Below are 24,676 nucleotides of genomic sequence, written 5' to 3'. Positions count from 1 at the left end.
GACTCTCTCCGAGTCACAGAGCGGTCGCTCCAACGCTTCAGGCACCCACCGAAGGGACTCGCTTGAGCCCGGGTGACTTGCCGTATCGATCTGAGAAGTAGTAGAACTCAGCATCCTTGTTCTTCAGCGGCAATGGATCTTCGGAGAAGAAGGCAGCCTTGACGTGGATGCCGCGCTGTGTGAGCGAGTCGGTGACGCGGAGGAAGCGTTGGTATCGAGACAGGTCGCGGAAGCCGAGGAGCGTCACTGACTTCGGATTCCCCAGGAACTCGATGAGACCGTCGTCGTGACTCTCCCAGGTCAGCTTCTTCCGAGCGATGCGCATGGCATCCCGGTAGTCGGAGATGTTCAACAGCACCTCCCGGATGGTCGTTGCCCATGCTTCCGCGGAGACCTCCGGTATGACAGCACCGCAGCGGTGCTGTTCCACGAGGGCGGAGATCTCGGCGAGCGGCGGCACTACGAACGGCAGGCCGGCAGTCGTGAAGTCGAAGACGCGGTTCGGCAGTGACACCGAGTGGTTCGGGTTCTCTGGATCCAACGTGATCAGGCCGAGGTCGGCTTCCGAGAGCACCCCCGCCAGCTCGTCGTACGGCACGAAGCCCAGGACATGAACACGCCCCGAGAGACCCCTGCTCTCGATGTAGGCGCGCATGCTCGCTTCGTACGGCGGCGGGCTCATCTTCACGAACGCGACCAGGTGGACGGTCGGCGGGAGGAGCGCCAGAGCGTCGATCACGGTGTCGAAGCCCTTGACGACGTTGCCGGTCGTCACGAGGAGCGTCGATTCCGCATCGAGGCCCAGCCGCCGTCTCAGGCCGCCCGCGGGAGCCGGCTCTTCGTAGCGACGATAGTTGGGTTGGAGCCGGACGGGCGGACCGAAGCGGGAGAGGGTCTTCGCCACGGAGTTGCTGACCGTCATGATCCCGTCCACCTGCGTGAGCGCGCCGTAAGCGCCGAGGTTCACCAGGTCCAAGGTCGGCGGGTGCAGGTTCGGAGCGAGGGAGTGCTTGTGCACCTCGACGTTCTCGACGGCATCGCAGATGATCCTCGCGCCACCTCCGTGCATCCGGTTCAGGGTCATCGCTGCCGGTACGGTGCTCGGCAACAGGCACAGATAGGTGTCTGCGCTCAGATCGATGTCTGCATTCGAGATCTCGTCGTAGAGAAGCCCCTGGCGGTACAGCGCGGCATATCTCCGTGCGCTGGTCCAGAGCGAACCCAGCGACGCGATCCGCTCCCTCGACACAGCGAGCCGCTCGACCAGGACTCCCTGCTTCTCGGCCGCACCGTCGCGGGACTTCTTCAGTGCATCCCTCGTCTGCTGCGACCGCTCCTCGGAATGCTGCACCTTGGTCTCGAGCGCACCGATCCGGGTCGCCGCCGCTGCCGCCCCCTTCTTCAGCTTCGTGTTCGCGGCCAACAATGACGACGAGGAGGCCTTCTCGGCGCGCACTTGCGCCCGAAGCTCTGCCGCTTCGGCCTTCCACCTCGCCGCCGCCTCCCGAGTCGAGGTCTGCAGTGCGGTCAGCTCCTCGCGAACCAACGCGTGCCGCGACGCCACCGCATCGCGCTGCACCCGCATCTTCTCCAGAGCAACCCTGACCTGCTCGCGCTGGCCCTCAGAGCGCTCCACACGACCCTCGAGCGCGGAGCGCTGCTTCGTCAGAGCGGCCATCTCCTTGCGCATCGCAACGAGCTCCACCGCGAGGGACGAGGAGGACGCCTTCGCAGCCTGGACCTGTTCGCGCATCTCGGCCTGCTCCGCGCGAGCGCGCTCTCGAACAGCGACCAGTTCAGCCTTCAACTGCGCGACCGTCTCCCGCGCCGACGCCTGCAACGCGGTCAGCTGCTCACGCGCCTGGGCGCCCCGCGACGCCGCCGCGTCCCGCGACGACCGCATCCTCTCCAGGCCAGCCCTGGCCTGCTGCAATCGCTCCTCGGACCGCTGCAGGCGCCCCTCGAGCGCACCGACCCCAGCCGCGGACGCCGCGACCTCTTTGCGCAGCGCCTTGTTCTCCGCCAGCAACGACGAGGAGGACGCGTGCTCCTGCCGAACCTGTTCACGCAGAGAGTCCTTCTCCGCCCTCAACTGCGCGACCGTCTCCCGCGCCGACGCCTGCAACGCGTTCAGCTGCTCACGCGCCTGGGCGCCCCGCGACGCCGCCGCGTCCCGCAACGACCGCATCCTCTCCAGGCCAGCCCTGGCCTGCTGCAACCGCTCCTCGGACCGCTGCAGGCGCCCCTCGAGCGCACCGACCCCAGCCGCGGACGCCGCGACCTCTTTGCGCAGCGCCTTGTTCTCCGCCAGCAACGACGAGGAGGACGCGTGCTGCTGCCGAACCTGTTCACGCAGAGAGGCCTTTTCCGCCCTCAACTGCGCGACCGTCTCCCGCGCCGACGCCTGCAACGCGGTCAGCTGCTCACGCGCCTGGGCGCCCCGCGACGCCGCCGCGTCCCGCAACGACCGCATCCTCTCCAGGCCAGCCCTGGCCTGCTGCAACCGCTCCTCGGACCGCTGCAGGCGCCCCTCGAGCGCACCGACCCCAGCCGCGGACGCCGCGACCTCTTTGCGCAGCGCCTTGTTCTCCGCCAGCAACGACGAGGAGGACGCGTGCTGCTGCCGAACCTGTTCACGCAGAGAGGCCTTTTCCGCCCTCAACTGCGCGACCGTCTCCCGCGCCGACGCCTGCAACGCGGTCAGCTGTTCACGCGCCTGGGCGCCCCGCGACGCCGCCGCGTCCCGCAACGAGCGCATCCTCTCCAGGCCAGCCCTGGCCTGCTGCAACCGCTCCTCGGACCGCTGCAGGCGTTCCGCGGACCGCTGCAACCGACCCTCGGCCCGTTGCAGCCGCTCCTCGAGCACACTCACTCGGGTCGCGGGCCCCGCGTCACGATCGACCAATCCCAAGGCACCGGAACCGTGGCTGGAAGCCGAGACCTTCGGCGCCACCCCGTGGTGATCGAACGGGATGTCGGCTGCGTCATCCCGGGCGGGCCCGTGGCTGCTCATGTCGGCCGAGTCGTGCGAGGCAACCAAACGAATCTCACGTCCTCATCGCTGCTAGTACGGATCTTCTTTTCCTTGTCACGTCCGACAGAACCCACGCTCAACCGGATCCGATAGTCCTGCGCACCACAGGCGGCAGGCCCGGGTCCGGACTCGCGCGCCCCAACCCTGAATCGGCACACCATCCCGATGTCGTTTCGCGACCCTTGAACAGCGGCCGCATCCTCCACTCAAGTCCTTGCACGGGCTCGGGGCACCCCTACTTGTGCTTCTTCGGATCGAAGCGTTCGAGCATGATGCGCTCGTCCTGGTAGCCGGGCAGGTCTGCCCATCTCGAAGGGCCCTTCGCCCAGCGATCCCGGTAGTAGCGGAGGATGTCGCTGCCGGTCTCCTCGGCGATCTTCGCCAAGGTGTCGACATGGATCCAGTGGTACTGATTCACCTGCCGTCCGGCGATCTTCTTGCCGAAGTTGGTCGGGTACGCCACATGCTCGGCGTGCACCCAGGGCACCTCGATGTCGAGCTCGTTGTCCCCGTCGACCACCTCGACATCAGCGATGTGGTGGTGGAAGCGGACCGGAAGCACACTCGTCAGAGGCTCGTAGACGGCGTCCCCGATCTCGGTCCGCAGAGTGCCCGCGCCGTCGGCGCGGACGCTCAAGTGGATTCTGTTGGGCGCAGGCCACGTGACTCGGCTGAGCAGGAGGTTCACCGAGACGGATCGGCCTGAGCCGATACGCTTCGGCCCATCCTTAACGACCTCGCCCGCGGCATCCCCAGCACGGCTGCCCGCATAGGTGCCGCTCCCCGGCATCTCCACGGCCGCAGCGGTGAGCTCCAGGTCGGTGTCGAGAGCGGTGAGCTTGAACGTCGCCCGCCCGCTCAGCTTGTAGCGCGAGCTCGCGTAGTCCGGCGCGTCGAACAGGGAGATAAGGTCCTCGATGCCCTTCACGGACTGCCGGAACAGGTCCCAAGCCTGCTCGTCATCGTTCGCGCGGGCGTAGTCGCGCAGGATGACCGTCGCCGTCGTCCATCCGTTCAGCGTGCAATCCGGGGCCTCGCCCGGGTACTCCTCGATGATCAGACCTCCACCCTTCGTGAAGCGCGCGACGCCACCCTCCTCGGTCGAGACGAGGAAGCTGTCGAGGATCTTCGCGAGCGGTTCGTGGAACCGATCGGTGCCTGGCTGAGCGAGGAGCTTGGTGAACACATCCACATACCGGGCCTGCGTCAACCCGCTGTAGAACGGCCGCATGCGACTGGAGACCCTCGTCGACTCGGGGCTGTAGACGAACGCGAGCCCCCCGCCGATCTCGGTCATCTGCGCGACCGCCGCGTCGGCGACCCTGCATGCGGCGTCCAGGTATGCCTGATCGCCCGTCGAACGATACTGCGCGACGTAGTCGGCGATCACGTACGGCCCGTAGATCGGGTGGGCGTAGAGAACGTCATCGGTCCGCCGCCCCGGATACCCGCTCGGCAGGAACTCGATGCGGTAGTAGTCCCACACCGCCTTGCGAGCGAGCTGCAACGGAGGCAACCCGACCTCGGCTTCGTTGGTGATGTAGATCTTCTCGTCGTTCACACGCGTCCTCCGGCGACGTCGCCGCAGATGCGGACTCCCACGTTCGACATCGACTCCTACTTCCCGGTGAAGAGTCGCGCGATGCCCGCCGACACCCTCTGCAGCAGCCCCTCTTCCCGTGCCGGAGAATCGCCTGGGAGATCCTCCGGGGCGCCCCGGCCATCTCCGGCAGTCGGGACAGCAGCATCGTGCGCGCGCCTCGGTTCATCGAGGGTCGGCGGTCCGGCGAGCTTCGCGTACAGCCCCTCAAGGCGCGACTCATAGCGCTGCCAGTTGTCGACGTCCGCGAAGCTCCCGCAGTTGAGAGCAAGGGTTGCGAGTTCGTCATCCGTGAGCGCGTTGACCTTGGCGGCGATCTCACGCGGGTCGAGCTCGCGGCCCACCGTGAAACCAATCCCATGCGTCTCGATTTTGTGCTTCATCTCGGGCATGTCGGTGGCGAGGATCGGCACTCCCGCTGCCGGGTACTCCCAGAGCTTGTTCGGTGAGCAGTAGAGGTGATTGAGTCCGGTGTTCTCGTAGGGGATGGCGCCGAGAGCGGCGCCGGCAGTCCAGCTCAGCAGTTCGTCTTGGGGAGCTCCAGGCACGATCGCCACCCGAGGCCGCCCGGCTGGGCGCGACGAGGTCTCCTCCGCGACAGCGCGGATCTCCTCTTCGAGCTTGCCCCATCCCATGAAGACGACCGTCCACTGCTCGTCGAGGAGCGCCGCTGCCTCCAGCAGGTTTGGAATGCCTCGGTGCGGCGAGAACCCACCCTGAAACAGCAGGATCTTCTGACCAGGCTCGACTCCAGCCGCAGCGTGCAGACGGCCGTCGTAGCTCGTCTGGGCGACTCGTTCGACAGCGTTCGGCACCAGCACTGCTTCCGGAAGTGAGGCGTACTGCTCCCGGTAGAACTGAGCGATGCTCCGGTTGAGCGTGACGAAGCCGTCGACATGGCCGGCGTTCTGCTCGATGATCCGAGCGTTCACCACAGCGCGAACATCTTCGATGCTGGCGAGGTCCTCGTAGATCTCGTGCGCATCCCAGATCAACGGACAGTCGAACGCCTCCTTGTAGAGGCCTGCTGCCGCGAGAGCGAGGTGATCATGGATGTGCACGATGTCCGGAACGAATTCGGCCTTCACAGCCTGGAACACCGTCTCGCCCTGGATCCGGAACGATGTCCAGATCGCGCTGTCGCGCCCCCTCGGGAGCTGCTCACGAACGATTCTCGGGGTCCGGTCCGAGAGGTCTCGATGCTCGAGTCGTACGGGGATCCCATTGGGGAGCGAGAAGCTCTCCGATTCACCCGCGGTGAGTCCGAACAAGCGAACGTCGTGCCCCCGGGCCTTCATCGTCGAGGCACTCTTGAGTACTCTCGCGTCGTGCCGAACCTCGTTGTGTACGACAGCCGCGATACGCATGTTCTGATCTCTTCTCGTCATGGCGCACGCAGATCGGGGCCGACCTGGTCACCGCTTCCGATCATACAGCCGCACCCGGAAGCCGTCAGGATCAGTGATCCCAGAGGCCGCGCCTGACCCCCTCGAGCGCGCCCACGTGTGAAGGCAGACCGTTCACCACGAAAGCCTTCGACAGTGTGGATTCGTGGACAGTCGCACCGTTCCCCGACCGAACCTCCTCCTGCAGCGCAAGCATCAGTGACTCGTCGAACCACATCTTCCACGCCTCGTCGTCCTGCAGCATCCGCTCCATCGACCCTGGCGATGTCTTCCAGATCCGGCTGTCCTGCACGATGTCGGACTGCTTGAAGTCACCCGGAGACGCCTTGTAGTAGGCATGCCCTTCCCACTGCGGCACCAGCCTCCTCGCCATCTCTCCCTGCATGAAGCGCTCGAGCCTCTGTTCCGGTGTGAGCGACATCGCCGCCCGCACGAAGAGAGGATTGGCCAAGAGCACGAAGGAGGTGCCGGTCAGCTGCGAGTTCAGCCACCGTCGATACTTCGACATCATCTGGAACACGTTGAGCGCCGTCGCATCATTCTGGCCGATGCCGCGCATGAACTGCGCCCTGTCTTCCAGGAAGCCCTGCGTGCTCTCCGCGACGCGTGTGACGTTGTATCGCGGGGCGAAGGCCTTGGAGATGCGGAGCACAGGATGATCCATGGCACGGACGAGGCTCAAGATCCGCTCGTTGCCGTAGTACATCGGATGCATGATCTCGCCGTTGCCACCCCCGATCGTCAGGACGCTCTTGCGCGGAGGCCGTACGATCGGTGCTCGAAGGTTGCCGGGTGCGAAGTCGCCGTCCCATTGCCGGAGACCGGCCACCAGACGCTCCTCGATGGAGAACGTGGCCGTGCGCTTCGGGTTGGTCGTCGTGATCCGGTGCGTGAGACCTCTCGCCGTCAGCGACTTCTCCGCCTCCAGGGCGCCCACCAGAGAGGTTGCGACGTCGGTCTCCCCCTGCAGATTGCCGACCGTGCTGAGCCGCCCGGGCCGCCCGCCAGCGATCCAAGCCGCAGCGGTCAGCCGAGAGTCCTGGCCTCCGGAGAGATGGATGGTCGGGACGCTCACCATCAGGGCTCCCGCATTCGAGGTCGAGAGCGCCAGCGACGCCGCGACCGAGTCGAGGTCGGGGCCGGGGTCCCCGTATCCGAAGAACTCCTCCTCCGTCGCGTAGCTCCGCCGCGAGACCTCGTCGTGCATGCCGATGGCGACGACCTCAGCCGGCCCCAGCCGACGGACGCTCTTGATCGGCGAGTTGTTTAACGGCCAGAATCCGACCTGCGACAGGACGTCGGCACCGAACTGATCGACCTCGAGCCGGTCGGACGAGAACAGCGAGACCATGCCGATGTGGTTGCCGACCGCGACGAAGTCGTGGTTCTGCACGATGTAGTTGCGCGAGAAGCCGAAGACGTCGCACCACATCTCCATCCCCCCATCACGCCAGAGGGAGATGCCCGTGTAGCCCGGGTGAACGCCGCGACGCCCCTCATCGCTCCGAAGCGTCGCCAGCGCCCACGCCGACCATGCGGGTTGGCCCACGTCGGTCACGAACGACACCGGGGGCTGCGAGAGCGCCAGCACGCCGTGCTCGTCCTCGAGCCAGGTCGGTGCTTGCCAGGTCTCCTCGAGTGAGCGCGCGTTGACGACTGCCCGCCGCTCGGTCTTCTCCACGATGGCACGATGCATGTCGTACGCCTCGCCAGCCATGCGCATCGCGGCATCCCACAACGGGCTTAGAAGGGATCGGCCGCGCTCTGAGATCGCAGCCACGCCGAAATTGATGTTCAAGAAACCTCGCCTCTTCCCTCGGGTTCCCGCCGTCCGTCGAAGACCGGGTTCCGAATGCCGACCATACGGCAGGAATGATGCGCGGCGGGGAAATGGCGCGGAGCGAAGCCGCCACAGGGGCTGCAGCTAGCGTCGGCGCTCCTCGTCTTACCGCGGGCGACCGCGCGGCGGAGCGGCGCGAGGCTGAAGAGCCAATCATGGGCAAAAATGGACATGTGCCGCTTCGCGTCTTCTTCATGACGACGTCGTTTTCGCTTCTCGAGAGGTTCACCCGATGAAGATCCTGTCAGTCGTGGGCGCCCGCCCGCAGTTCGTCAAGCTCGCCGCGATCGCCGACGCGGTCGCGCAGCGGGACGACGTCGAGCACGTCATCGTCCACACCGGACAGCACTACGACACCGCCATGAGCGACGTCTTCTTCGCGGACCTGCGGATCCCGGCTCCGGACGTGAACCTCGCCATCGGCTCCGGCTCCCACGGCCGCCAGACCGGCGCGATGCTCGCGGGCATGGACGAGGTGCTCGAGGAGCACCTCCCCGACTGGACCCTCGTCTACGGGGACACGAACTCGACCCTCGCCGGGACGCTCTCCGCCGTGAAGATGCATCTCAAGGTCGCGCACCTCGAGGCCGGACTGCGCTCGTTCAACCGACGCATGCCCGAGGAGCACAACCGCGTCGTCACGGACCACGCCGCAGATCTGCTGCTCGCGCCCACCGAGGTCGCTCGTCAGCACCTCGCCGACGAGGGCCTCGCCGATCGCACCCTCGTCACGGGCGACGTCATGACCGACGTCTGCCTGCGAGTCGCAGCCTCCGTCCAAAGCACCGAGCTCGCCCTGCCCGCCGGGATCGACCCCACAGGGGACTTCGCGGTCGCGACCATCCACCGCGCCGACAACACCGATTCCCCGGAGCGGCTGCGGGACATCATTGAGTCGCTCCAGGCGGTTGCGATGCCGGTGGCGCTCTTCGCGCACCCCCGGCTCGTGGCTAAGGCGCAGGAGGCCGGCATCGAGCTGGTGGGCGGCGCGGTCCACGTCGGTGCCCCGGTCGCGTACCCCGATCTCGTCAACGCGGTCAAGCGCGCACGCGCCGTGGTCACCGACTCAGGCGGCCTGCAGAAGGAGGCCTACCTCCTCGGCACGCCCTGCTCGACCGTACGCACCGAGACCGAGTGGGTCGAGACGCTCGAGGACGGCTGGAACCAGCTCGTCGCGGATCCGGCCGCTCTGGCCGGCGCCGTCATGCGCCCCGCCCCCACCGCGGCACGCGCGCCGCATTACGGCGACGGGAGGGCCGCCGCGCGCAGCGTCGCGGCGCTCGTCGACCGCGCCTGAGCCGCGCTCGCAGACGGGCGGATCATCCGCGGGCGGTGAGGCGCTCGATCTCGGAGACGAGGATCGTCCGCTCGGTCTCCCAGGTATTCTCCCGACCGAACGCCACCGCATTCCGTCGGTAGGTCGAGTACGCGTCCCCATCCAGCACTGCACCCACCGCTGCCGCGAGCGCCTCGGAGTCGAAGGGGTCGTAGACCTCGCCGCAACGCGCCGTCGTCGCGACGCGGCGGAGTTCCCGCAGGTCGGCGGCGACGAACGGGATCCCCGCACCGGTGTACTCGAAGACCTTGTTGGGCAGCGCGTACTCGTTGTTGCGCGACACCGGCTGGTACGGGATGACGCCGACATCGGCGGCGGCCGTGTACGCCGGCAGTTCGGCCGGCTCCACCGCGGGCAGGAAGTGGACGCGATCGGTCACGCGGAGCTCGTGGGCGAGAGCGGTGAGCTCGTCGAGCGACTTCCCCCTGCCGATGAGGATCAGGTGCACTCCGTCGGCGAAGCCGGTGGCCGCGCGGACGCAGACGTCGAGCCCGCGCCCCGGCACGAGCCCGCCCTGGTAGAGGACCACATTCGAGCTCTCGGGGATGCCTGCCCGTGCGCGGAGGTCGACGGGATCGGCTCGCACCTTCTCCGGGACGGCGGGAGCCGCGTTCCGGAGCACGGTCCCTCGGACACCGTAGCGCCGCTCGTACTCGTCGCGGATCGTCTCGTTGACGACGACGACGGCATCCGCCCGCCTCATGTACGCCTTCTCGACCGGCTCGAGCACCTTCTTCTCGAAGGGCCGTAGCGTCGTGCTCTCGAGGTAGAGCTCATGGCAGTCGTGCAAGTGCGGGACCCCGAGCCGTCGGGCGGCGATGCTCGCGCCGACGAGACCCGGCAGGTCGGAGCTCACCACGAGATCCGGCCGGTGCTCGGCGATCCGATCAGGCGAGAGCCGCCAGAACTCGACGAAGCGATTCACGAGGTGGATCTGCTTCAGCTGGTCGCGGATCGTCAGGTCGCGCTTCCGGCGGGTCGACCTGAGCAGTTTGGTGGCGCGCCGGTCGGCCTTCCTCCGAGCGGCATCGAACTCCTTCCTGACCTGGCGGACCCGCTTAGAGGTCCATGCCCGGTAGATGGTCTCGGCACAGGGCAGCTCGCCCTTCATCCATCCGGGCGCGTCCGGTGCCGGTGCGCGAAGGCTCTGGGCGCGCCGCTCCTTCTCCCGCTCCCACCTGGCTTGCCGCTCGTCCTTCTTGCGCGTCATGCGGGCCTGGTAGCGGACGGCCAACGACCGAACCTCCACGAAGTCGGCGCTCAACCGGGGGTGCTCGAGACCCTGGAAGAAGTCCGGGCGCGGCGTGGAGTTGACCACGGTCACCTCGAAGCCGAGCTCGAGGAGCGTCAGGATGTTGCGCCGGATCCTACCCGCGATCTGCGGCTTCATGGCGACGACGACGGCTCGGAGCCCGCTCCGGGGCTCGGGCCGGGAAGGCAGTTCGGTCATCGGTGTCGCAATCTGCTCGCGCTGTCGCACGCCCGCGTCGCGGGCCTCGACGGTCGCCCGATCAGGGCGTCGTGGTGGCTCCGGCGAACCGGGCCAGGCCGACGGTGCTGTCCGTCCGAGCCGATTCCAGGACCGCTTCGACGGCGTGCACGGTGTGCAGCCCCTCGCGCATCGTGACGATGTTCGAGCTGTCGCCGAGGACCGCATCGCGGAAGCTCTCGTGCTCGGCGGCGAGCGGCTCGGTGCGGCGCAGCGAGTAGCGCACTGCGTCGCCCTCGCTGACGCCGCGGAACGAGGCCATCGGCTCCCACAGGTTGGTGGCGGCCTCCGCATTGGCGTGGAAGGTGAGATCCGCGTTGATGGTGTCGCCCACGAGCGCGCCCTTCTCGCCCGTCACCACGGTCATCCGCTCCTTGAACGGCGACAGCCAGTTCACCAGGTGGCTCGTGATCGTCCCGTCGACGAGCACGCCGGCGATCGACACCATGTCCTCGTCCTCGCGGCCGGAGCGGCGAGTGGCCGCCGCTGACACCGTCTCGTACTGGGACTGCGCGACCCACGCCGTGAGGTCGAGATCATGGGTGGCGAGGTCCTTGACCACCCCGACGTCGCGGATCCGGGCGGGGAACACGCCCTGACGGCGCGTGGCGATCTGGTAGATCTCCCCCAGCTGCCCGTCGGCGATGCGCTTCCGCATCTCCTGCAGCGCCGGGTTGTACCGCTCGATGTAGCCGACCGCTCCGACAAGGCCGGCCCTCTCGAAGGCCTCGGCGATCTGTTCGGCCTCCTCAACGTCGAAGGCGAGCGGCTTCTCCACCAGCGTGTGGATGCCCGCTTCCGCGAGGGTCAGCGCGACGTCGCGGTGGAACTGCGTGGGCACCGCGACGACCGCGTAGTCGACGCCCGCGGCGATGAGCGACTGCACATCCGGCAGCACGTCGAGACCGGGAGCAGCGCCGTGCGGATCGCCTTGGGCGTCCGAGACGGCGACCAGCTCCACGCCGTCGAGCCCCTGCAGGATGCGGGCGTGATGCCGCCCCATCATGCCGAGACCGATGAGCCCGGCCCTGAGGTCCTTCGCCATGCTCACGCACCTGCCTTCGCGACGTCGTTGACGGCCGCGACGATCCGCTCGCGATCGCCCTCGGACAGGCTCGGGTGCACCGGCAGCGAGAGCACCTCTCGGGCCAGCACCTCCGTCACCGGGAGATCCGCCTCGGAGCGGAAGGTCGCGAGCCGGTGCACGGGGGTCGGGTAGTACACGCCGCACCCCACCCGGTGCTCCTCCCGCAGCGCGGTCGCGAAGGCGTCGCGCTCCTCAGCGGATGCGCCCTCGATCCGGATCGTGTACTGGTGGTAGACGTGCGAAGCTTCGTCGCGCACCACGGGCGTCACCACGCCCTGCAGGTTCGCGTCGAAGAAGGCCGCGTTCTTCTGCCGCGTCGCGTTCCAGCCCGGTAGCCTGCCGAGCTGCACACGCCCGATGGCCGCGTGGATGTCGGTCATGCGGTTGTTGAACCCCGCGACCTCGTTCGCGTACTGCTTCTCCATGCCCTGGTTCCGCAGCAGCCGCACCTGGCGGGAGAGCTCGGGCGACGCGCACGAGACCATCCCGCCCTCGCCGGAGGTCATGTTCTTCGTGGGGTACAGCGAGAACATGCCGCCCTGCCCGAACGTGCCGACCTGAGCACCCTGCCACGTCGCACCATGCGCCTGCGCCGCATCCTCGAACACCCACAGGCCGTGCTCCTGCGCGATCGAGAGGATCCGGTCCATCGGCGCCGGGTGCCCGTACAGGTGCACCGGCTGGATGCCGACCGTGCGCTCCGTGATCGCCGCTTCGATCGCCGCGGGATCGATCGTGAACGTCTCGGGATCCACGTCGACGAACACCGGCGTCGCGCCGCACACCGCGACCGTGTTCGCGGTCGCCGCGAAGGTGAACGACGGGACGATCACCTCGTCGCCGGGCTGCAGCCCCAGCGCGAGCATCCCCAGGTGCTGCCCGGAGGTGCCCGAGTTCACCGCGACCACCTCGCGGCCACCGGCGAGCGCCGCGGAGAACTCCTGCTCGAACGCCGCGACCTCCGGCCCCTGCGCCACCATGCCCGAGGCGAGGACGCGGTCCACCGCATCCCGCTCCTCCTGCCCGATGACCGGCTTCGCCGGAGGGATCATGGTCAGTTCACTGGTCATGCTGCGGGTCCGTCCTGATCGTCGTGGGCGCTCGCGCGCGGCGCTACCGAGCGCGGCGATGAGGCGAGCAGCAGCCCGCCTGTCGAGTCGTCGGGGATGTAGCGCTCCCCCGTCGTGGGACACGTCCAGGCGTCGCTGCCGTCCGCGGCCGCGACAAGCCTCGCCCCGGAGCGGCCGACCCACCCCAGGCGGCGGGCGGGCACGCCTGCCACGAGCGCGTGCGGCGGGACGTCCTTCACCACGGTGGCGCCGGCGGCGACCATCGCCCAGGCGCCGATCGTCACCGGGGCGACGCAGACCGCACGGGCCCCGATCGAGGCTCCTATCTCGCACGTCACGCCGACGGGCTCCCAGTCGGAGGCTGACTTCGCGGTGAGATCGGGGTTGACCGCGCGCGGGAAGTGGTCGTTGGTGAAGACCGCGGCCGGGCCGACGAAGACACCGTCGGCAAGCCTCGCGGGCTCATACACGAGCGCGTAGTTCTGCACCTTGCAGCCGTTGCCCATCTGCACGCCGGACCCGACGTAGGCGCCCCGGCCGACCACGCAGTCGGTGCCGAGCCGTGCATGCTCGCGCACTTGCGCCAGGTGCCACACGGAGCTGCGGGCGCCGATGATCGCGCTATCAGCGATGTCGGCACCCGGGGCGACCCGGTAGGCACGAGCGTTGGGAGGGACTCCAGGTCCGTTCATCGATCGTCGCTCTTCCGCACGACCTCAGGCCCGATCAGCCTGTTCGTGGGTGGAGGCGGAGCCGTCGCCGAGGACGAGGCGGGGGGTGCCTGCCCAGTACTCGGCAGTGGTGATGTTGCGCCCGTCCACGAGGAGCTTGACGCCAGGAACATCGCTCGCGGACAACTGCGCATACTCCGGATGGTTGGTCTGGACGATCACCAGGTCGGCCGGATCGCCGACGCGGTAGGGCGCCCAGCCGAAGCCCGCGATCTCATCGTCGTCGTAGTAGGTGTCGTGGACCGCGACCTCGGCGCCCTGCTCCCGCAGCGCCTCCACGACCGGGAACACGCCGGAGAAGGCGGTCTCCTTGACCCCTGTCCGGTAGGAAGCGCCGAGCACCACCGCCCTCAGCCCCGACAGCGAGCCGAGCAGACTCGCGGCCCGCTGCACGAGGAAGGCCGGGACCGAGGCGTTGAGGGTGCGCGCGGTCCGGACCGTCGTCGCATCAGGGTCGGTGGACAGGTACAGCCTGGGGTAAACGGGGATGCAGTGGCCGCCAACGGCGATGCCGGGTCGGTGGATATGTGAATAGGGCTGGGAGTTCGACGCCTCGATGACCCGGTACACATCGATCCCGTGGTCCTGCGCGAAGAGGGCGAACTCGTTCGCCAGCGCGATGTTCACATCTCGGTACGTGGTCTCGGCGAGCTTGGCCAGCTCGGACGCCTCGGGCGACCCGAGGTCCCACACTCCGTTCGGGCGCCGCAGGTCGGGCCGCTCGTCGAAGGTCAGAGCCGACTCGTAGAAGTCCCGCGCTCGAGCCGAGCCAGCCTCGGAGAGTGCGCCGACGAGCTTGGGGTACTTGCGCAAGTCCTCGAACACGCGACCGGTCAGTACCCGCTCCGGCGAGAAAGCGGCGAAGAACCCCTCGGACTCCTTCAGCCCAGAGATCTCCTCGATCATCGGCACGAACCTGGTGCGCAGCGTTCCCACGGGAAGCGTGGTCTCGTAGGAGACCAGGGTGCCGGGAGTGAGGTGCTCTGCGAGCGATCGGGTCGCGGCATCCATCCACGCGAAGTCCGGCTCCCACGTGGCGTCGTCCACGAACAGCGGCACCACGATCACGACCGCGTCCGCCCCGGGGATCGCCTCGGCGTAGTCGGTGGTGGCGCGAAGCCTCCCGGCCGGGACAAGCTCGGAGAGCTTGTCCTGCAGGAGCGCCTCACCGGGGAATGGCTCGAGGGCCTGATTGATCAACGCAACCTGACGGGGGTTCACATCGACCCCGATGACCTCGTGCCCTGCATCGGCGAACTGCACCGCGAGCGGCAGTCCGATCTTGCCCAAGGCGACAACGGCAACTCTCACGGAGGTCCTTCCAACGGCTTTTGTGCGCGACTAGGCGCAGGTTCGACGATAGTCGAGAGTGGAGCGCGGTTCAGCGTCCCGAGCGAATGGCGTCTTCGAGCACTCGCTCGTAGCGCTCGGCGAGGATGTCGTAGTCGACGTTCGCAGCTACCCACGCGCGCCCTCCCTTGCGGCTGCTGACCATCTGCCGGTCAGCGAGCAGACGCTCCCAGAGCGCGACGATCGCCTCGACCGAACCGGGCGCCAGGACGTCGCCGCAGCCCGACGCGTGCACGAGGTCCGCAGCCTCTCCAGCGACCATTGCACTCACGTGCTTCCCGGTCGCCATGAGCTCGTAGAGCTTCGACGGCACTGTCCATTCGAAGGGCTCCCATGCGCGCAGCGAGACGACCGTCGTGTCGGCCCAGACGTAGTGATCGAACACCTCGTCGGCGTCGACCTTGCCTCGGAGGTCGACGGGCGAACCAAGCGAGACGTTCAACTCGCTCAAGTGCTTGAAGTCGGCCCCATAGCCCACGATCCGCACGTCGACAGGCAGACCGCGACCCCGCGCGCGCGCCGCGGCGCGGATGAGCAGCTCGAGCCCCTGGCTCCGCCCGATCGTTCCCATGTACAGCACACGCAACTCGTCGTGGTCGTGCACGGTCGCAGGGATGCTCGCATAGCGCTCGAGGAGCGTGCCGTTGCGAATGACGTGGACGCTGTCGACGCCTCGACTCCGCAGCACGCGCGCGAAGCTCTCGGTCGTCGTCACGACCGTCGCAGCACCCCGTTGCAATCCCGTCACTGCCTCGTGCACGCTCCGCTTGACCCGAGCCACCAGCCCGCGCGCCTCTGTTAGCCCAGGGGTGTGCGAGACCAGGTCGGGCCATGCGTCTCGCATCTCGGCGACGAGCGGGATGCCGAGGCGGCGAGCGACCGCTCGTCCCGCCGCCAGCGTCGGCAAGCCCGGCGCGGTCGCGATGACGACATCCGGACTGAGCAGCCCCGCCTCGACGAGGCGAATCGCCGCGCGGACGCTCTGCCATGCCACCCAGACGTGATCGACGGTCCTCGAGACGATCGAGCTGTTGTGCCTGAGGAAGCTCACTCGGAGCACCGAGGCGCCGTGCACACCGACGCTCGTCGCGCCCGGTCGAAGATGAGGGCGCAGCTGCGCCGGCGATCGACCGGTCGGGTAGTGCGGGACGGGGGCGATGACTCGGACCGAGTGCCCCTGCGCGACGAGCCCTTCGATGAGCGCGCTCCAGCGCCGCTGCGGGGCGCCGTTCTCGGGCTCGAAGTAGTGCGTCAGGAGGAGGATCTGCATCGATGTGGGCGGACGCCGGCACCGTGATGGTCACCGGACGCAGCGGTCCTTTCGCGAGAATTCGTCAAGCACACGATAGCCCTTTGGGAACGCAACGGCCATGCCGACCCCTCTGATGGTCGCCTCCCGCCCCGAACCGTTGCGGCGCGCCCGCACGAATCTTCCTCGACCATCAGAGGGCCGCCGCGAGGAGGGCGGCGACGTCCGGCTCCCTGTCGTGCAGAGCAAGATGCGCTCGCATGATCACATCCACGGAGCGGCTTGGCCGCACCTGGGCGTGCTGCAGATGGGTCTCGAAGGACGTCTGCCCTGACCATGGGCGTTCGATGCGGTCTCGCACGCTCTCGAAGCTTGAGGTGAGACCGTCCGTCGCGTGCAACGCTGCCTCGAGCGCCTCGACGTCGAGCTCGATCGGCGACCGATGCCCTCCCAGCTGCATCGACCTCGAGAAGTTGAGGGTCTCGTACCTGAGGCCCTTCGCGCGCCGGATGTGCTCGAAGACGCCCGAGCCCCCTCGGTGCCGAGTGAGTGCCCAAAATCGTGTCTGCACTCGGTCCTGCAGCAAGAGCGGGGTGTGGAACGCTGACCCCTCGATGCCGAGGACCGCTTCCGCGGACGACATCGCATCGAGCTGCTCACGCACCGTGTGCTGCTCCGGTCGGAAGATCTCGAAGCCGAAGCGGACCGCCAGCTCGTCGAGCCGGACCTCGTCGTCGGAGAGAGCCTCGCCCAGGGCGGAGCGGGACAGGAATACTCGCCTGCCGGGCACCTGGGCGCTGGGCTCGACGCGACCGATGGCTCGAGTGAACTCGGGCAGCGCGAACTCCCCGATGCAGAGGCCCGGAAACGGGATGATGAGCTCCGCGCACGACACCGGGCCCTTGAGGAACCGCTGCGGATTTCGGAGCCCGATGAGGTCGAGGACCTCCTGCTGGTACGGGAGGAGTCGCGAGCCGTCCCACAGGACGGGGATCTCCGGATGCTCGAGGGCGAACCAGATGCGAGCGAGGCCCTGGGTGAGGAAGTGCCCCCAGCCCTTTCGAGTGCCTCCGAGGTAGATGACTGGGCCGTCCAGCCGCTCACGGGCATCGACCGACGGGCGGAAGTGGTAATACTGCCGACCGAGCGCGAAGTCGAGCACCTCGACGACCGGCTCCCCGTCGACCCAAGCCCCGACGAATCCGCGCGAGGTCAGCGTCCCGGACCCCAGAGCGCGCGACACGAGGCGCGCCAGCGTCACGTCTCGGCGGACGCTCGCGCGCAGCGCCCCGTCTGGGTTGAGGATGTCCGCCGGCATGGCGCCCCGCAGCCCTCGAGGCACCCACGCGTGCGGATGGCCGATCGCGGATCCGGGTCGGCGGGTCGCATCCACTCGCCGGAACGTGAGGACGAGCCGATCGTCGCTGCCGTCATGTTGCCACGAGACGCTCTCTCCGGCGCCGGCGAACCGCTGCACGCGGATGACGTTCGTGGTCGGCTCGTGGAGCCTCACGAAGCAGTCCTGATCGATCCCCCAGTCCGACGGCTTCACTGTCTCGGGGTGAAACCGATCCGACGGAACGATCTCGTGCACATGGCGCGACATCATCGTCGCCTCGCGACGTCGAACCGGTGCGCTCGCTCACTGCATCGATGACAGCGCTCGCCATTGCCGGCTCGCACGCCGAAAGACGCGGCCGCTCGAGCGACCGCAAGGATGCGCAGCTGTCGGCTACGCACTGGAAGCCATCCAGAGACCGAGCCGCCGGTACACGTCGAGGTAGCGGCGAGCGTTGTCGTCCCAGGTCCGCTCCTCCCGGACCCAGCGCGCACCCTCCGTCGCCATCTGCTCGAGCTGCTCGGGATCACTGAGCAGCCGCGCGACCGTGAGTGCCAAGTCATGATGGTCGTCCGCGCGAAACATCGCGACGCACCCGCTATCCCGGGCGATCTCGGCGAGTGCCGACACATCCGAGAAGACGCACGGGCGGCCTGTCGACATCGCCTCGAACGGCTTCAGCGGCGTGACGAGCTCCGTCACCGCTGAGTGCTTGCGAGGCACGACGAACAGGTCGATCAGGCTGTAGTAGGAGAGCACCTCCTCGTGCGGGACTCGACCCGTGAAGTGCACGCTCCTCAAACCGAGCCCCTTCGCGAGCGCTCGGAGGTTGGCGAGTTCGAGGCCGTCACCCACGATGAGCAGGTGCAGCGGCGTCCCGGAGAACGGCTGCACCGCACCGACCAGCGCCTCCGCGGCGTCCCGCAGCTGGCCGTCGTGCATGCTCGGATGCACCAGTCGAAGCTGCGCGATGAGGCCGGTGAGCGCCTCTTCGGGGAGGCTGAGAGCATCCGCGCTCGCCCGGTCGGCGGAGCTCGCCTGTGCCTCGAGCGCACCGGCCGCGCGCATCGCGATCTCGAGCTCGAACATGCCGCGAATGAGTGTGTCGATGCCCTCGTACTCGACGATGGAGGAGACGTATCCGACCACGAGGCCGCCGACTGGCAGACCGAGCGTCTCCCGCACATCGTGATCGGGCTCCACGACCGGGAAGTCGGCGGCTCGCACGGAGTTCGGCGCGATGCTGATCGCCGGAGCGGCCATGCCGAGCCGTTCGCCCGTCCTCTCGATGTGCTCCTGCATCACGCGTGCCAACGTGACGACAGCGTCGGATCGGCTGCGCGTGTCTGCTTCGCGCTCTACTCGGAGCCGGTGCATGTCGGGCTCTCCATATCGGGCGGCGATCTGATCGACGTCCACCCAGCCCTCTGCCGCAGCTACGCGAGAGAGCCAGCTTTCCTCCCAGAAGCCACGAGTCTCGTTCACAACGGGGATGCCGTACATCCGAGCCACGGGCAGCGCAATCGTCGCGTTCACGAAGTCGGAGTGCGTATGGATGACAGCCGGGCGCACGTGCCGCACCACCTCGGCGAGCGAAACTACGTTCGCCCGGAGCCACTCGTCCCAAGTAACCGAGCCCCGCTGCGGCCCAGCCAGTAGGTAATGCGGGATACCGCCGTGCTCGTAGGTCTCGATGCGATCGAGCACCCTCTCGCTTGACCCGGCCTGCGCGACCACGACGGGCTCCATACCTGCGCGCCTTTGCGCTTCGACGGTGTACTGCGTTCGCAGCGTATACCCCGACTGGGTCTCGGGCAGCGCCTTGCCGACGAGGTGGAGCACCACGTCACTGCGGGGGTCGTCCCTGAGCGGGGGCAGCTCAATGTCGAGCTCGATCTCGCCACGGTACAGAGCGAGCTCCGACGCGTAGATCGCGGCCGCACGCTCATCGGCGGCATCACCGGAGCGAGCGGCGATCGCTTCCGCGACCGTGACCGATCGGCTCAAGTAGCCCAGGCGACGCAAGCCGCCGAACAGCTTCTTCGCAACTGCGTCGTCAAGCTCTGGGAGCGCCGTCGGAAACGCATCGACGTACGGCATCGCATCCAGGATGCGCCGTGCCGTGACGGCGGATCGGATGCAGTTGAGCGCCTGCGACGGCGATAAGAGATCGGCAAGGGGCAAAGCATGCGATCGCGCGAGCACGAGCACGGAAGCAGCGAGATCGCTCGACACCGCCGCTTGAGCGACGACACGCTCATCACCGAGCCGCCGAAGCGTCTCGACCTGTCCCCTCAGTTGCCGCACCTCGGACTTGACAGCCGTCGACGAGTCCGCCTCGATCTGGGCTGCTCCGAGCGCCAACATCCGATCCTGCAGCGCCGTCATCCGACGCTCGACGTTGGCGAGCCTCGTCGCTCGCTCGTTGACGTTCCGGCGCACGCCGAAACCCCAAGCGGCTGCAAGCCCGAGCAGGGCCACGAGCGTCAGCGACGCGACCGCGAGCGCGGAAACGGCGCGGGCCGACAGCGGCTCGCTCCAGCTGAGCAACATCACGAGCGCCGCACCCGCGAAGGCGATCGCCACGGCCGAGAAGAACAGGATGCGAGATTTCATGCTTCGACCTTCGTCTGCTGCGGTGCTCACGCTAGCCCCGCTTTGCTTCATCGAACCGGCAGCAGCGCGCGCTCAGCGCCAGAGCCCCTTCGTGTCCACCACAATCTTCTCCGCGAGCAGCTCGCGGTCGAGGGTCTTGAACTCGTGGTGGTCCACAAGCACGAGCACGATGTCTGCGCGCTCGATCGCGTCCTCAACCGAAGCGAGCTCGACGTTGGGGCGGTCGGCGAGCGAAGACGGTAGCGCGTCGACGTTGGGCTCGGCGATGAGCAGCTTCGCGTGCTCGACCTCGCCGGCGAGCCGCTCGACGATCGCCTTCGAGGGCGACTCGCGAAGGTCGTCGATGTCGGCCTTGAACGCGATGCCAAGGGCAGCGATGACCGGCTCGCGGAACTTCGCCGCCTTCGACATGACTTTTTCGAGCACGAAGTCGGGCTTCGCGTCGTTGACCTCGCGCGCGAGGCGGACGAGCTTCGCCTCCTCCGGCGCAGCCGCGACGATGAACCAGGGATCGACGGCGATGCAGTGCCCGCCGACACCGGGACCGGGCTGCAGGATGTTCACGCGCGGGTGGTGGTTGGCGAGCTCGATGAGCTCCCACACGTCGATGCCGAGGCGATCGCTGATGATAGAGAGCTCGTTCGCGAAGGCAATGTTGACGTCGCGGTACGAATTCTCGACCAGCTTCGCCATCTCGGCTGTGCGGGCATCCGTGATGAGCAGCTCGCCCTTGCAGAACGTCGCGTACAGATCGCGCGCCTTGATCGCCGCCTCGTCCGTGACGCCGCCGATGATGCGGTCGTTGTCGACGATCTCGATCATCACGCGTCCAGGCAGCACCCGCTCCGGGCAGTGCGCGAGGTACAGGGTGTTGTGCTCGCCGGGCTCAAGCGTCAGGTCGGGGCGCGCGTCGAGTATGTACTGACCCATCTGCTCTGTGAGGCCAGGAGGAGACGTCGACTCCAGGATGATGAGTTCGCCACCCCGCAGCTGCGGAGCGATAGCTTCGGCTGCGGCCTTGATGTGCCTCGGGTCGACGTCGTAGGTATCGGCGAAGGGGGTCGGGACCGCGACGATGTAGGCGTCGGCCCATGGCATGTGAGCCTGCGCATGAAGCCGGCCACGGGCGACCGCGCCAGCAACGACAGTCTCGAGGTCCGGCTCGATGAACGGGACACGGCCTTCGTTGACCTCGTCGACATGGCGCGGGTTGACGTCGACGCCGATCACGTCGTGACCGTGCGACGCGAGGATCGCAGCAGTGGGGAGGCCGATGTAGCCGAGGCCGACGACGCAGACTGTCTGTGTGTGATCCATAAGCGAGCAATCCCTTGCATGACCTGAGCGCTGGCACCGGGGGCGCTGAGGCCCCCGCACGTCGAACCTACAGGTTTCGTGTGATCAGGCCGTCGCCCAGGTCGTCGCGGTGAAGCTCGAAGAGCGGCCGCTACCCTGGAGACTTGCCACCCAAAGTCCGGAGCACCGTGCCAGAACCCGACGACCGCCCCGCGCGGATCCTCGTCTACGGCAGTTGCGTCGCCCGCGACACGGTCGAGTTCGCGGAGTCGGCTGGTGTCGATCTCGTCGGTTACATCGCACGACAATCGCTGCTCTCAGCCGGGTCGGATGCATCCGAGCACCTGCCTCGCGAGCTTGGTGTTCCATCGAAGTTTCAGGCGCGCATGATCCGTGCTGACTTCGCAGGGACGCTCCTCGAGCGACTCGCGACCGATGGCACCGAGACCGACGCGATCATCTGGGATCTTGCCGACGAGCGTCACGGCGTGCACCGCTTCGCCGACAGCTCATTCGTGACGCGGAGCATCGACACGATCAAGGCCGACGCGGTCGTCGAGGCGGTCGACGCCGCGGAGCACCTCGCGTTCGGCACCGACGAGCACTTCGCGCTGTGGTCGCAGCGGGTCGAGGCGTTCGAGCAGTTCCTGCGCGAGCACGACCTGCTCGACCGGCTCGTCGTGCTCGAGGTGCCGTGGGCGGTGCGCACGACCGAGGGCAAGCCGTCGCCGTGGAGCATGGGCGTGCGGGCGAAAGATGCGAACGCCCTGTACCGCCGCTACTACGACCTGCTGCGTCGGCGGGGGCACCGCATGGTCACCCTCCGCGACGACCAGGTGCTCGCCGACCCTTCGCATCGGTGGGGGCTCGCGCCGTTCCACTACTCCCCCGACGCCTACCGCGAGATCCTCCGCCAGCTCCGCGAGGAGCACGGGCTGACGACCCTGCGCCCCGCGGAGTGAGCAGCTCGTCGCCGACTCCGCTGCGCGTCGCTCCGTGACATCCCGGATCTGACATCGCCCGACCGGAGGGCTACCCTGACCGCATGGACGCCACCGTGAACCCCGTCCAGCTCGCCTACGAGCTCGGGCACATCGACGGCGGCTACGCCATCCGCCGCTTCCTCCGCCACCCCGACGACGGCGGCGGCGAATTCACCGGTCACCTCTACCGGCAGCGCTGGGAGCTCGCGCCCGAGCAGGCGGAGCGCGTGCGCGCCCGATTCCGCGCGCTCGCCGGCTGAGCGGTCAGCGTAAGGCGCTGGCCTGAGCGCTCAGACCATGACGTGCGCCTCGGCGAGGCCGTAGGCGATCACGTCGCTGTTGGCGAGGATCCGCTCGTCCTCGGTGTGCCAGGTGTGGCCCGAGCCCGCACCGCGCATCTGGATGAACCCGAAGCGGTCGGCGCTGTAGATGCCGCCGCCGGCCTCGACGATCGCGCGCTGGAAGGCCGTGTCCTCGCCGAGCGTCCGATCCTCGAACGGATGCGCGAGGAAGGTCGAGCGCGGCCCCACCATCGTCGGCCCGCCGACCAGGTCGGCCCAGCGGTGCTCGCGGTGCGGGTTCTGCAGCACGGTCGCGTCGAACGATGCGAGGTGCAGGTGCCGCGCCTCCTTGCCCACGAGCTCGGCGCCGGAGTAGTCGAGCGCGAAGCAGGAGTCGGCGAGGTAGTGGCGGCCGTAGAGGTCGTCGTCGTCGAGCTTCGCGATGACGTCGCCGTCGCTCGCCGCGACGAGGCGGTTGAGATTGGTGCCGAGCGACGTGCTGCGGTCGGCGGTGAGCACGACGAGCTCGGCGAGCCCGAGCTCGCGCGCCAGCGCCCGCAGCTCCGACTCGTCGGGCTCGAAGCCGTGCCCGAGGAGCACCAGCTGCACGTCGACGCCCTCCTGGCGCGCAGCGGTCTCGACGATGCCGCGCACGAGGTGCGGCCGGATCGTCGGCGCGATCGCGCTCACTCGAGGCTGCCGCGGCGGGGCCGGATCCGCGATGCCGGCCGCGCCGAGCACCTGCGCGGCCCTGTGCGAGAACGTGTGCTCGCGCCAGATGCGGCGCTGCGCGAGGTGCACCTGGCGGTCGCGCAGCTGCGGGGAGCGCACGAGGGCGCGGAGCACGAGCTCGGCCTCCTCGTGCGAGTCGACGATCGAGACCTCGCCGTCGCGGAACCAGTGCTCGACCGCCGGGCTGCGCGTCGTGACGACGGGCGTGCCGGACGCGAGCACCTCGAACACGCGGCGCGCCAGCATCGTGGGGCTGTCGACGACGGAGTTGACGTTGAGCATCGCCTTGTAGCCGCGGTAGGCGGTGAGCATGCGGTCGTAGTCGAGCGAGCCGCGCACGAAGCCCTGGAACGCCTCGGGGAAGCGGTACTTCGGGTCGCTCTCGAAGCGCGAGAAGATGTCGAACCCGATGCCGCGGCGCTCCGCCACGGCAGCGGCCGCGCCGAGCAGCAGGTCCATCTGCGCCTGCCGCTCGGGGAACTTGTGCGACCAGTAGCTGCCGCCGAACGCCACGTCGCCCACCTGGTGCATGCCCTGCTGCCGCATCGGGTGGTGGAGGGCGGGCTGCGCGGCGAAGCCGAGCACGTCGACGCGGTCGTGGCCCAGCGCCTCGCGGTAGCGGTCGAGGAGCGCCTCGTCGGTCGTGAAGACGAGGTCGAAGATGCGCGCGGTGTCGAGGAAGTCGTCGAAGTGGGGCGGATCCTCCTTGTTCCAGAACGCGCTCGGGATGCCGTGCTCGCGGCAGTGGGCGACGAGCTCGCGCAGCGGCTCGCTCGGCGCCTTCGAGCCGGTGAGCTGGTACCGCCACGCCCCGCCGGAGCCGGCCCAGGCCGACTCCGCGAAGAGGAGGTCGATCGGCGTGCGCTCGAGCTCCTCGCGCCAGCCGGCGGGGGTGAGCTCGACGACGTCGAACTCGTAGCCCCAGGCGCTCGCCGAGAAGGTGTCCATGATGACGCCGACGCGCAGTCCGGGCCGTCGCGTCGGGCGGTCGGCGACGGGCCAGACGGGGAACCGCTCCTCGAGCGTGAGGGCCAGCGGCGCCGGCGCGATCGCGGCGTTCCGGGCCGACGTGCCGCGCCGACGCAGCCAGCGGCGCAGCTGCGGCACACCGCCGGTGCGCAGGTGCCAGAGCCCCGTGCGCACGGTGCGCAGGCTCATCGGCGCTTTCCTGCGGGAGCGGCTGCCATCGGGATCCCCTTCGTCATCGCGCCCGACCGGGTCGCGCCCGCCCCGTCCC

At 68.3% G+C, this 24,676-nt stretch carries 17 protein-coding genes; 3 read left to right on the top strand and 14 right to left on the bottom strand.

From position 1 onward, the window contains the following. Window positions 1–37: 37 nt before the first annotated feature. From IEW90_RS03680 to IEW90_RS03665, 4 genes are all read right to left on the bottom strand, one after another. Window positions 38–3,013: a glycosyltransferase gene (locus IEW90_RS03680; RefSeq protein WP_188716141.1), complete on the bottom strand. Its 2,976-nt coding sequence runs from the start codon at window positions 3,011–3,013 to the stop codon at window positions 38–40. Window positions 3,014–3,269: 256 nt separating this feature from the next. After that, window positions 3,270–4,595 (bottom strand): D-glucuronyl C5-epimerase family protein, encoded by a 1,326-nt coding sequence (locus IEW90_RS03675; RefSeq protein ID WP_188716139.1) that lies wholly within the window; start codon window positions 4,593–4,595, stop codon window positions 3,270–3,272. 56 nt (window positions 4,596–4,651) lie between these two features. Then, on the bottom strand, window positions 4,652–6,022 hold the full coding sequence (locus IEW90_RS03670; protein WP_188716136.1) for a glycosyltransferase: 1,371 nt from the start codon (window positions 6,020–6,022) through the stop codon (window positions 4,652–4,654). A gap of 70 nt (window positions 6,023–6,092) precedes the next feature. Next, the gene (locus IEW90_RS03665; protein WP_188716134.1) at window positions 6,093–7,838 is read right to left on the bottom strand and encodes a hypothetical protein; all 1,746 of its coding nucleotides are present in this window, start codon (window positions 7,836–7,838) and stop codon (window positions 6,093–6,095) included. 274 nt (window positions 7,839–8,112) lie between these two features. Here IEW90_RS03665 and wecB point away from each other — a divergent pair, with 274 nt between their 5' ends. Beyond that, window positions 8,113–9,177, top strand: a complete 1,065-nt coding sequence (gene wecB / locus IEW90_RS03660) for a non-hydrolyzing UDP-N-acetylglucosamine 2-epimerase (protein ID WP_188716132.1) — start codon at window positions 8,113–8,115, stop codon at window positions 9,175–9,177. Window positions 9,178–9,199: 22 nt separating this feature from the next. Here the strand turns inward: wecB and IEW90_RS03655 are convergent, their stop codons facing one another. The 9 genes from IEW90_RS03655 to wecC all read right to left on the bottom strand — a co-directional run bounded on the left by IEW90_RS03655 (window position 9,200) and on the right by wecC (window position 21,464). Beyond that, window positions 9,200–10,606, bottom strand: coding sequence for a glycosyltransferase (locus IEW90_RS03655; protein WP_188716130.1), 1,407 nt, complete (start codon window positions 10,604–10,606; stop codon window positions 9,200–9,202). A 121-nt stretch (window positions 10,607–10,727) separates the two neighbouring features. Continuing rightward, entirely contained in the window at window positions 10,728–11,750 is a 1,023-nt protein-coding gene (locus IEW90_RS03650; RefSeq protein ID WP_188716128.1) for a Gfo/Idh/MocA family protein, read from the bottom strand. A gap of 2 nt (window positions 11,751–11,752) precedes the next feature. Further along, window positions 11,753–12,862: a DegT/DnrJ/EryC1/StrS family aminotransferase gene (locus IEW90_RS03645; protein ID WP_188716126.1), complete on the bottom strand. Its 1,110-nt coding sequence runs from the start codon at window positions 12,860–12,862 to the stop codon at window positions 11,753–11,755. After that, entirely contained in the window at window positions 12,859–13,554 is a 696-nt protein-coding gene (locus IEW90_RS03640; RefSeq protein WP_188716124.1) for an acyltransferase, read from the bottom strand. The genes IEW90_RS03645 and IEW90_RS03640 overlap by 4 nt, the downstream gene beginning before the upstream one ends. A 24-nt stretch (window positions 13,555–13,578) precedes the next feature. Further along, the gene (locus tag IEW90_RS03635; RefSeq protein WP_188716122.1) at window positions 13,579–14,904 is read right to left on the bottom strand and encodes a nucleotide sugar dehydrogenase; all 1,326 of its coding nucleotides are present in this window, start codon (window positions 14,902–14,904) and stop codon (window positions 13,579–13,581) included. Between the two features lie 70 nt (window positions 14,905–14,974). After that, the gene (locus tag IEW90_RS03630; RefSeq protein ID WP_188716114.1) at window positions 14,975–16,213 is read right to left on the bottom strand and encodes a glycosyltransferase family 4 protein; all 1,239 of its coding nucleotides are present in this window, start codon (window positions 16,211–16,213) and stop codon (window positions 14,975–14,977) included. Window positions 16,214–16,385: 172 nt separating this feature from the next. Continuing rightward, the gene (locus IEW90_RS03625) at window positions 16,386–17,786 is read right to left on the bottom strand and encodes a glycosyltransferase family 61 protein (RefSeq protein WP_188716112.1); all 1,401 of its coding nucleotides are present in this window, start codon (window positions 17,784–17,786) and stop codon (window positions 16,386–16,388) included. A gap of 138 nt (window positions 17,787–17,924) precedes the next feature. Continuing rightward, complete coding sequence (locus IEW90_RS03620) at window positions 17,925–20,177, bottom strand: glycosyltransferase family 4 protein (RefSeq protein WP_188716110.1); 2,253 nt, start codon at window positions 20,175–20,177, stop codon at window positions 17,925–17,927. A 42-nt stretch (window positions 20,178–20,219) separates the two neighbouring features. Further along, window positions 20,220–21,464 (bottom strand): UDP-N-acetyl-D-mannosamine dehydrogenase, encoded by a 1,245-nt coding sequence (gene wecC, locus IEW90_RS03615; protein ID WP_188716109.1) that lies wholly within the window; start codon window positions 21,462–21,464, stop codon window positions 20,220–20,222. Window positions 21,465–21,631: 167 nt separating this feature from the next. Here wecC and IEW90_RS03610 point away from each other — a divergent pair, with 167 nt between their 5' ends. After that, window positions 21,632–22,405, top strand: coding sequence for a DUF6270 domain-containing protein (locus IEW90_RS03610; RefSeq protein WP_229679471.1), 774 nt, complete (start codon window positions 21,632–21,634; stop codon window positions 22,403–22,405). Window positions 22,406–22,488: 83 nt separating this feature from the next. Continuing rightward, the gene (locus IEW90_RS03605; protein WP_188716105.1) at window positions 22,489–22,686 is read left to right on the top strand and encodes a hypothetical protein; all 198 of its coding nucleotides are present in this window, start codon (window positions 22,489–22,491) and stop codon (window positions 22,684–22,686) included. A 30-nt stretch (window positions 22,687–22,716) separates the two neighbouring features. Here IEW90_RS03605 and IEW90_RS03600 read toward each other — a convergent pair whose 3' ends face one another. Further along, entirely contained in the window at window positions 22,717–24,597 is a 1,881-nt protein-coding gene (locus IEW90_RS03600; RefSeq protein ID WP_188716102.1) for a glycosyltransferase family protein, read from the bottom strand. Between the last annotated feature and the right edge of the window lie 79 nt (window positions 24,598–24,676).

This window comes from Agrococcus terreus (assembly GCF_014645235.1).
GTDB lineage: Bacteria > Actinomycetota > Actinomycetes > Actinomycetales > Microbacteriaceae > Agrococcus > Agrococcus terreus.
The sequence above is the reverse complement of the archived record's forward strand: the minus strand, read 5'-3'. Positions and strand labels throughout refer to the sequence as shown.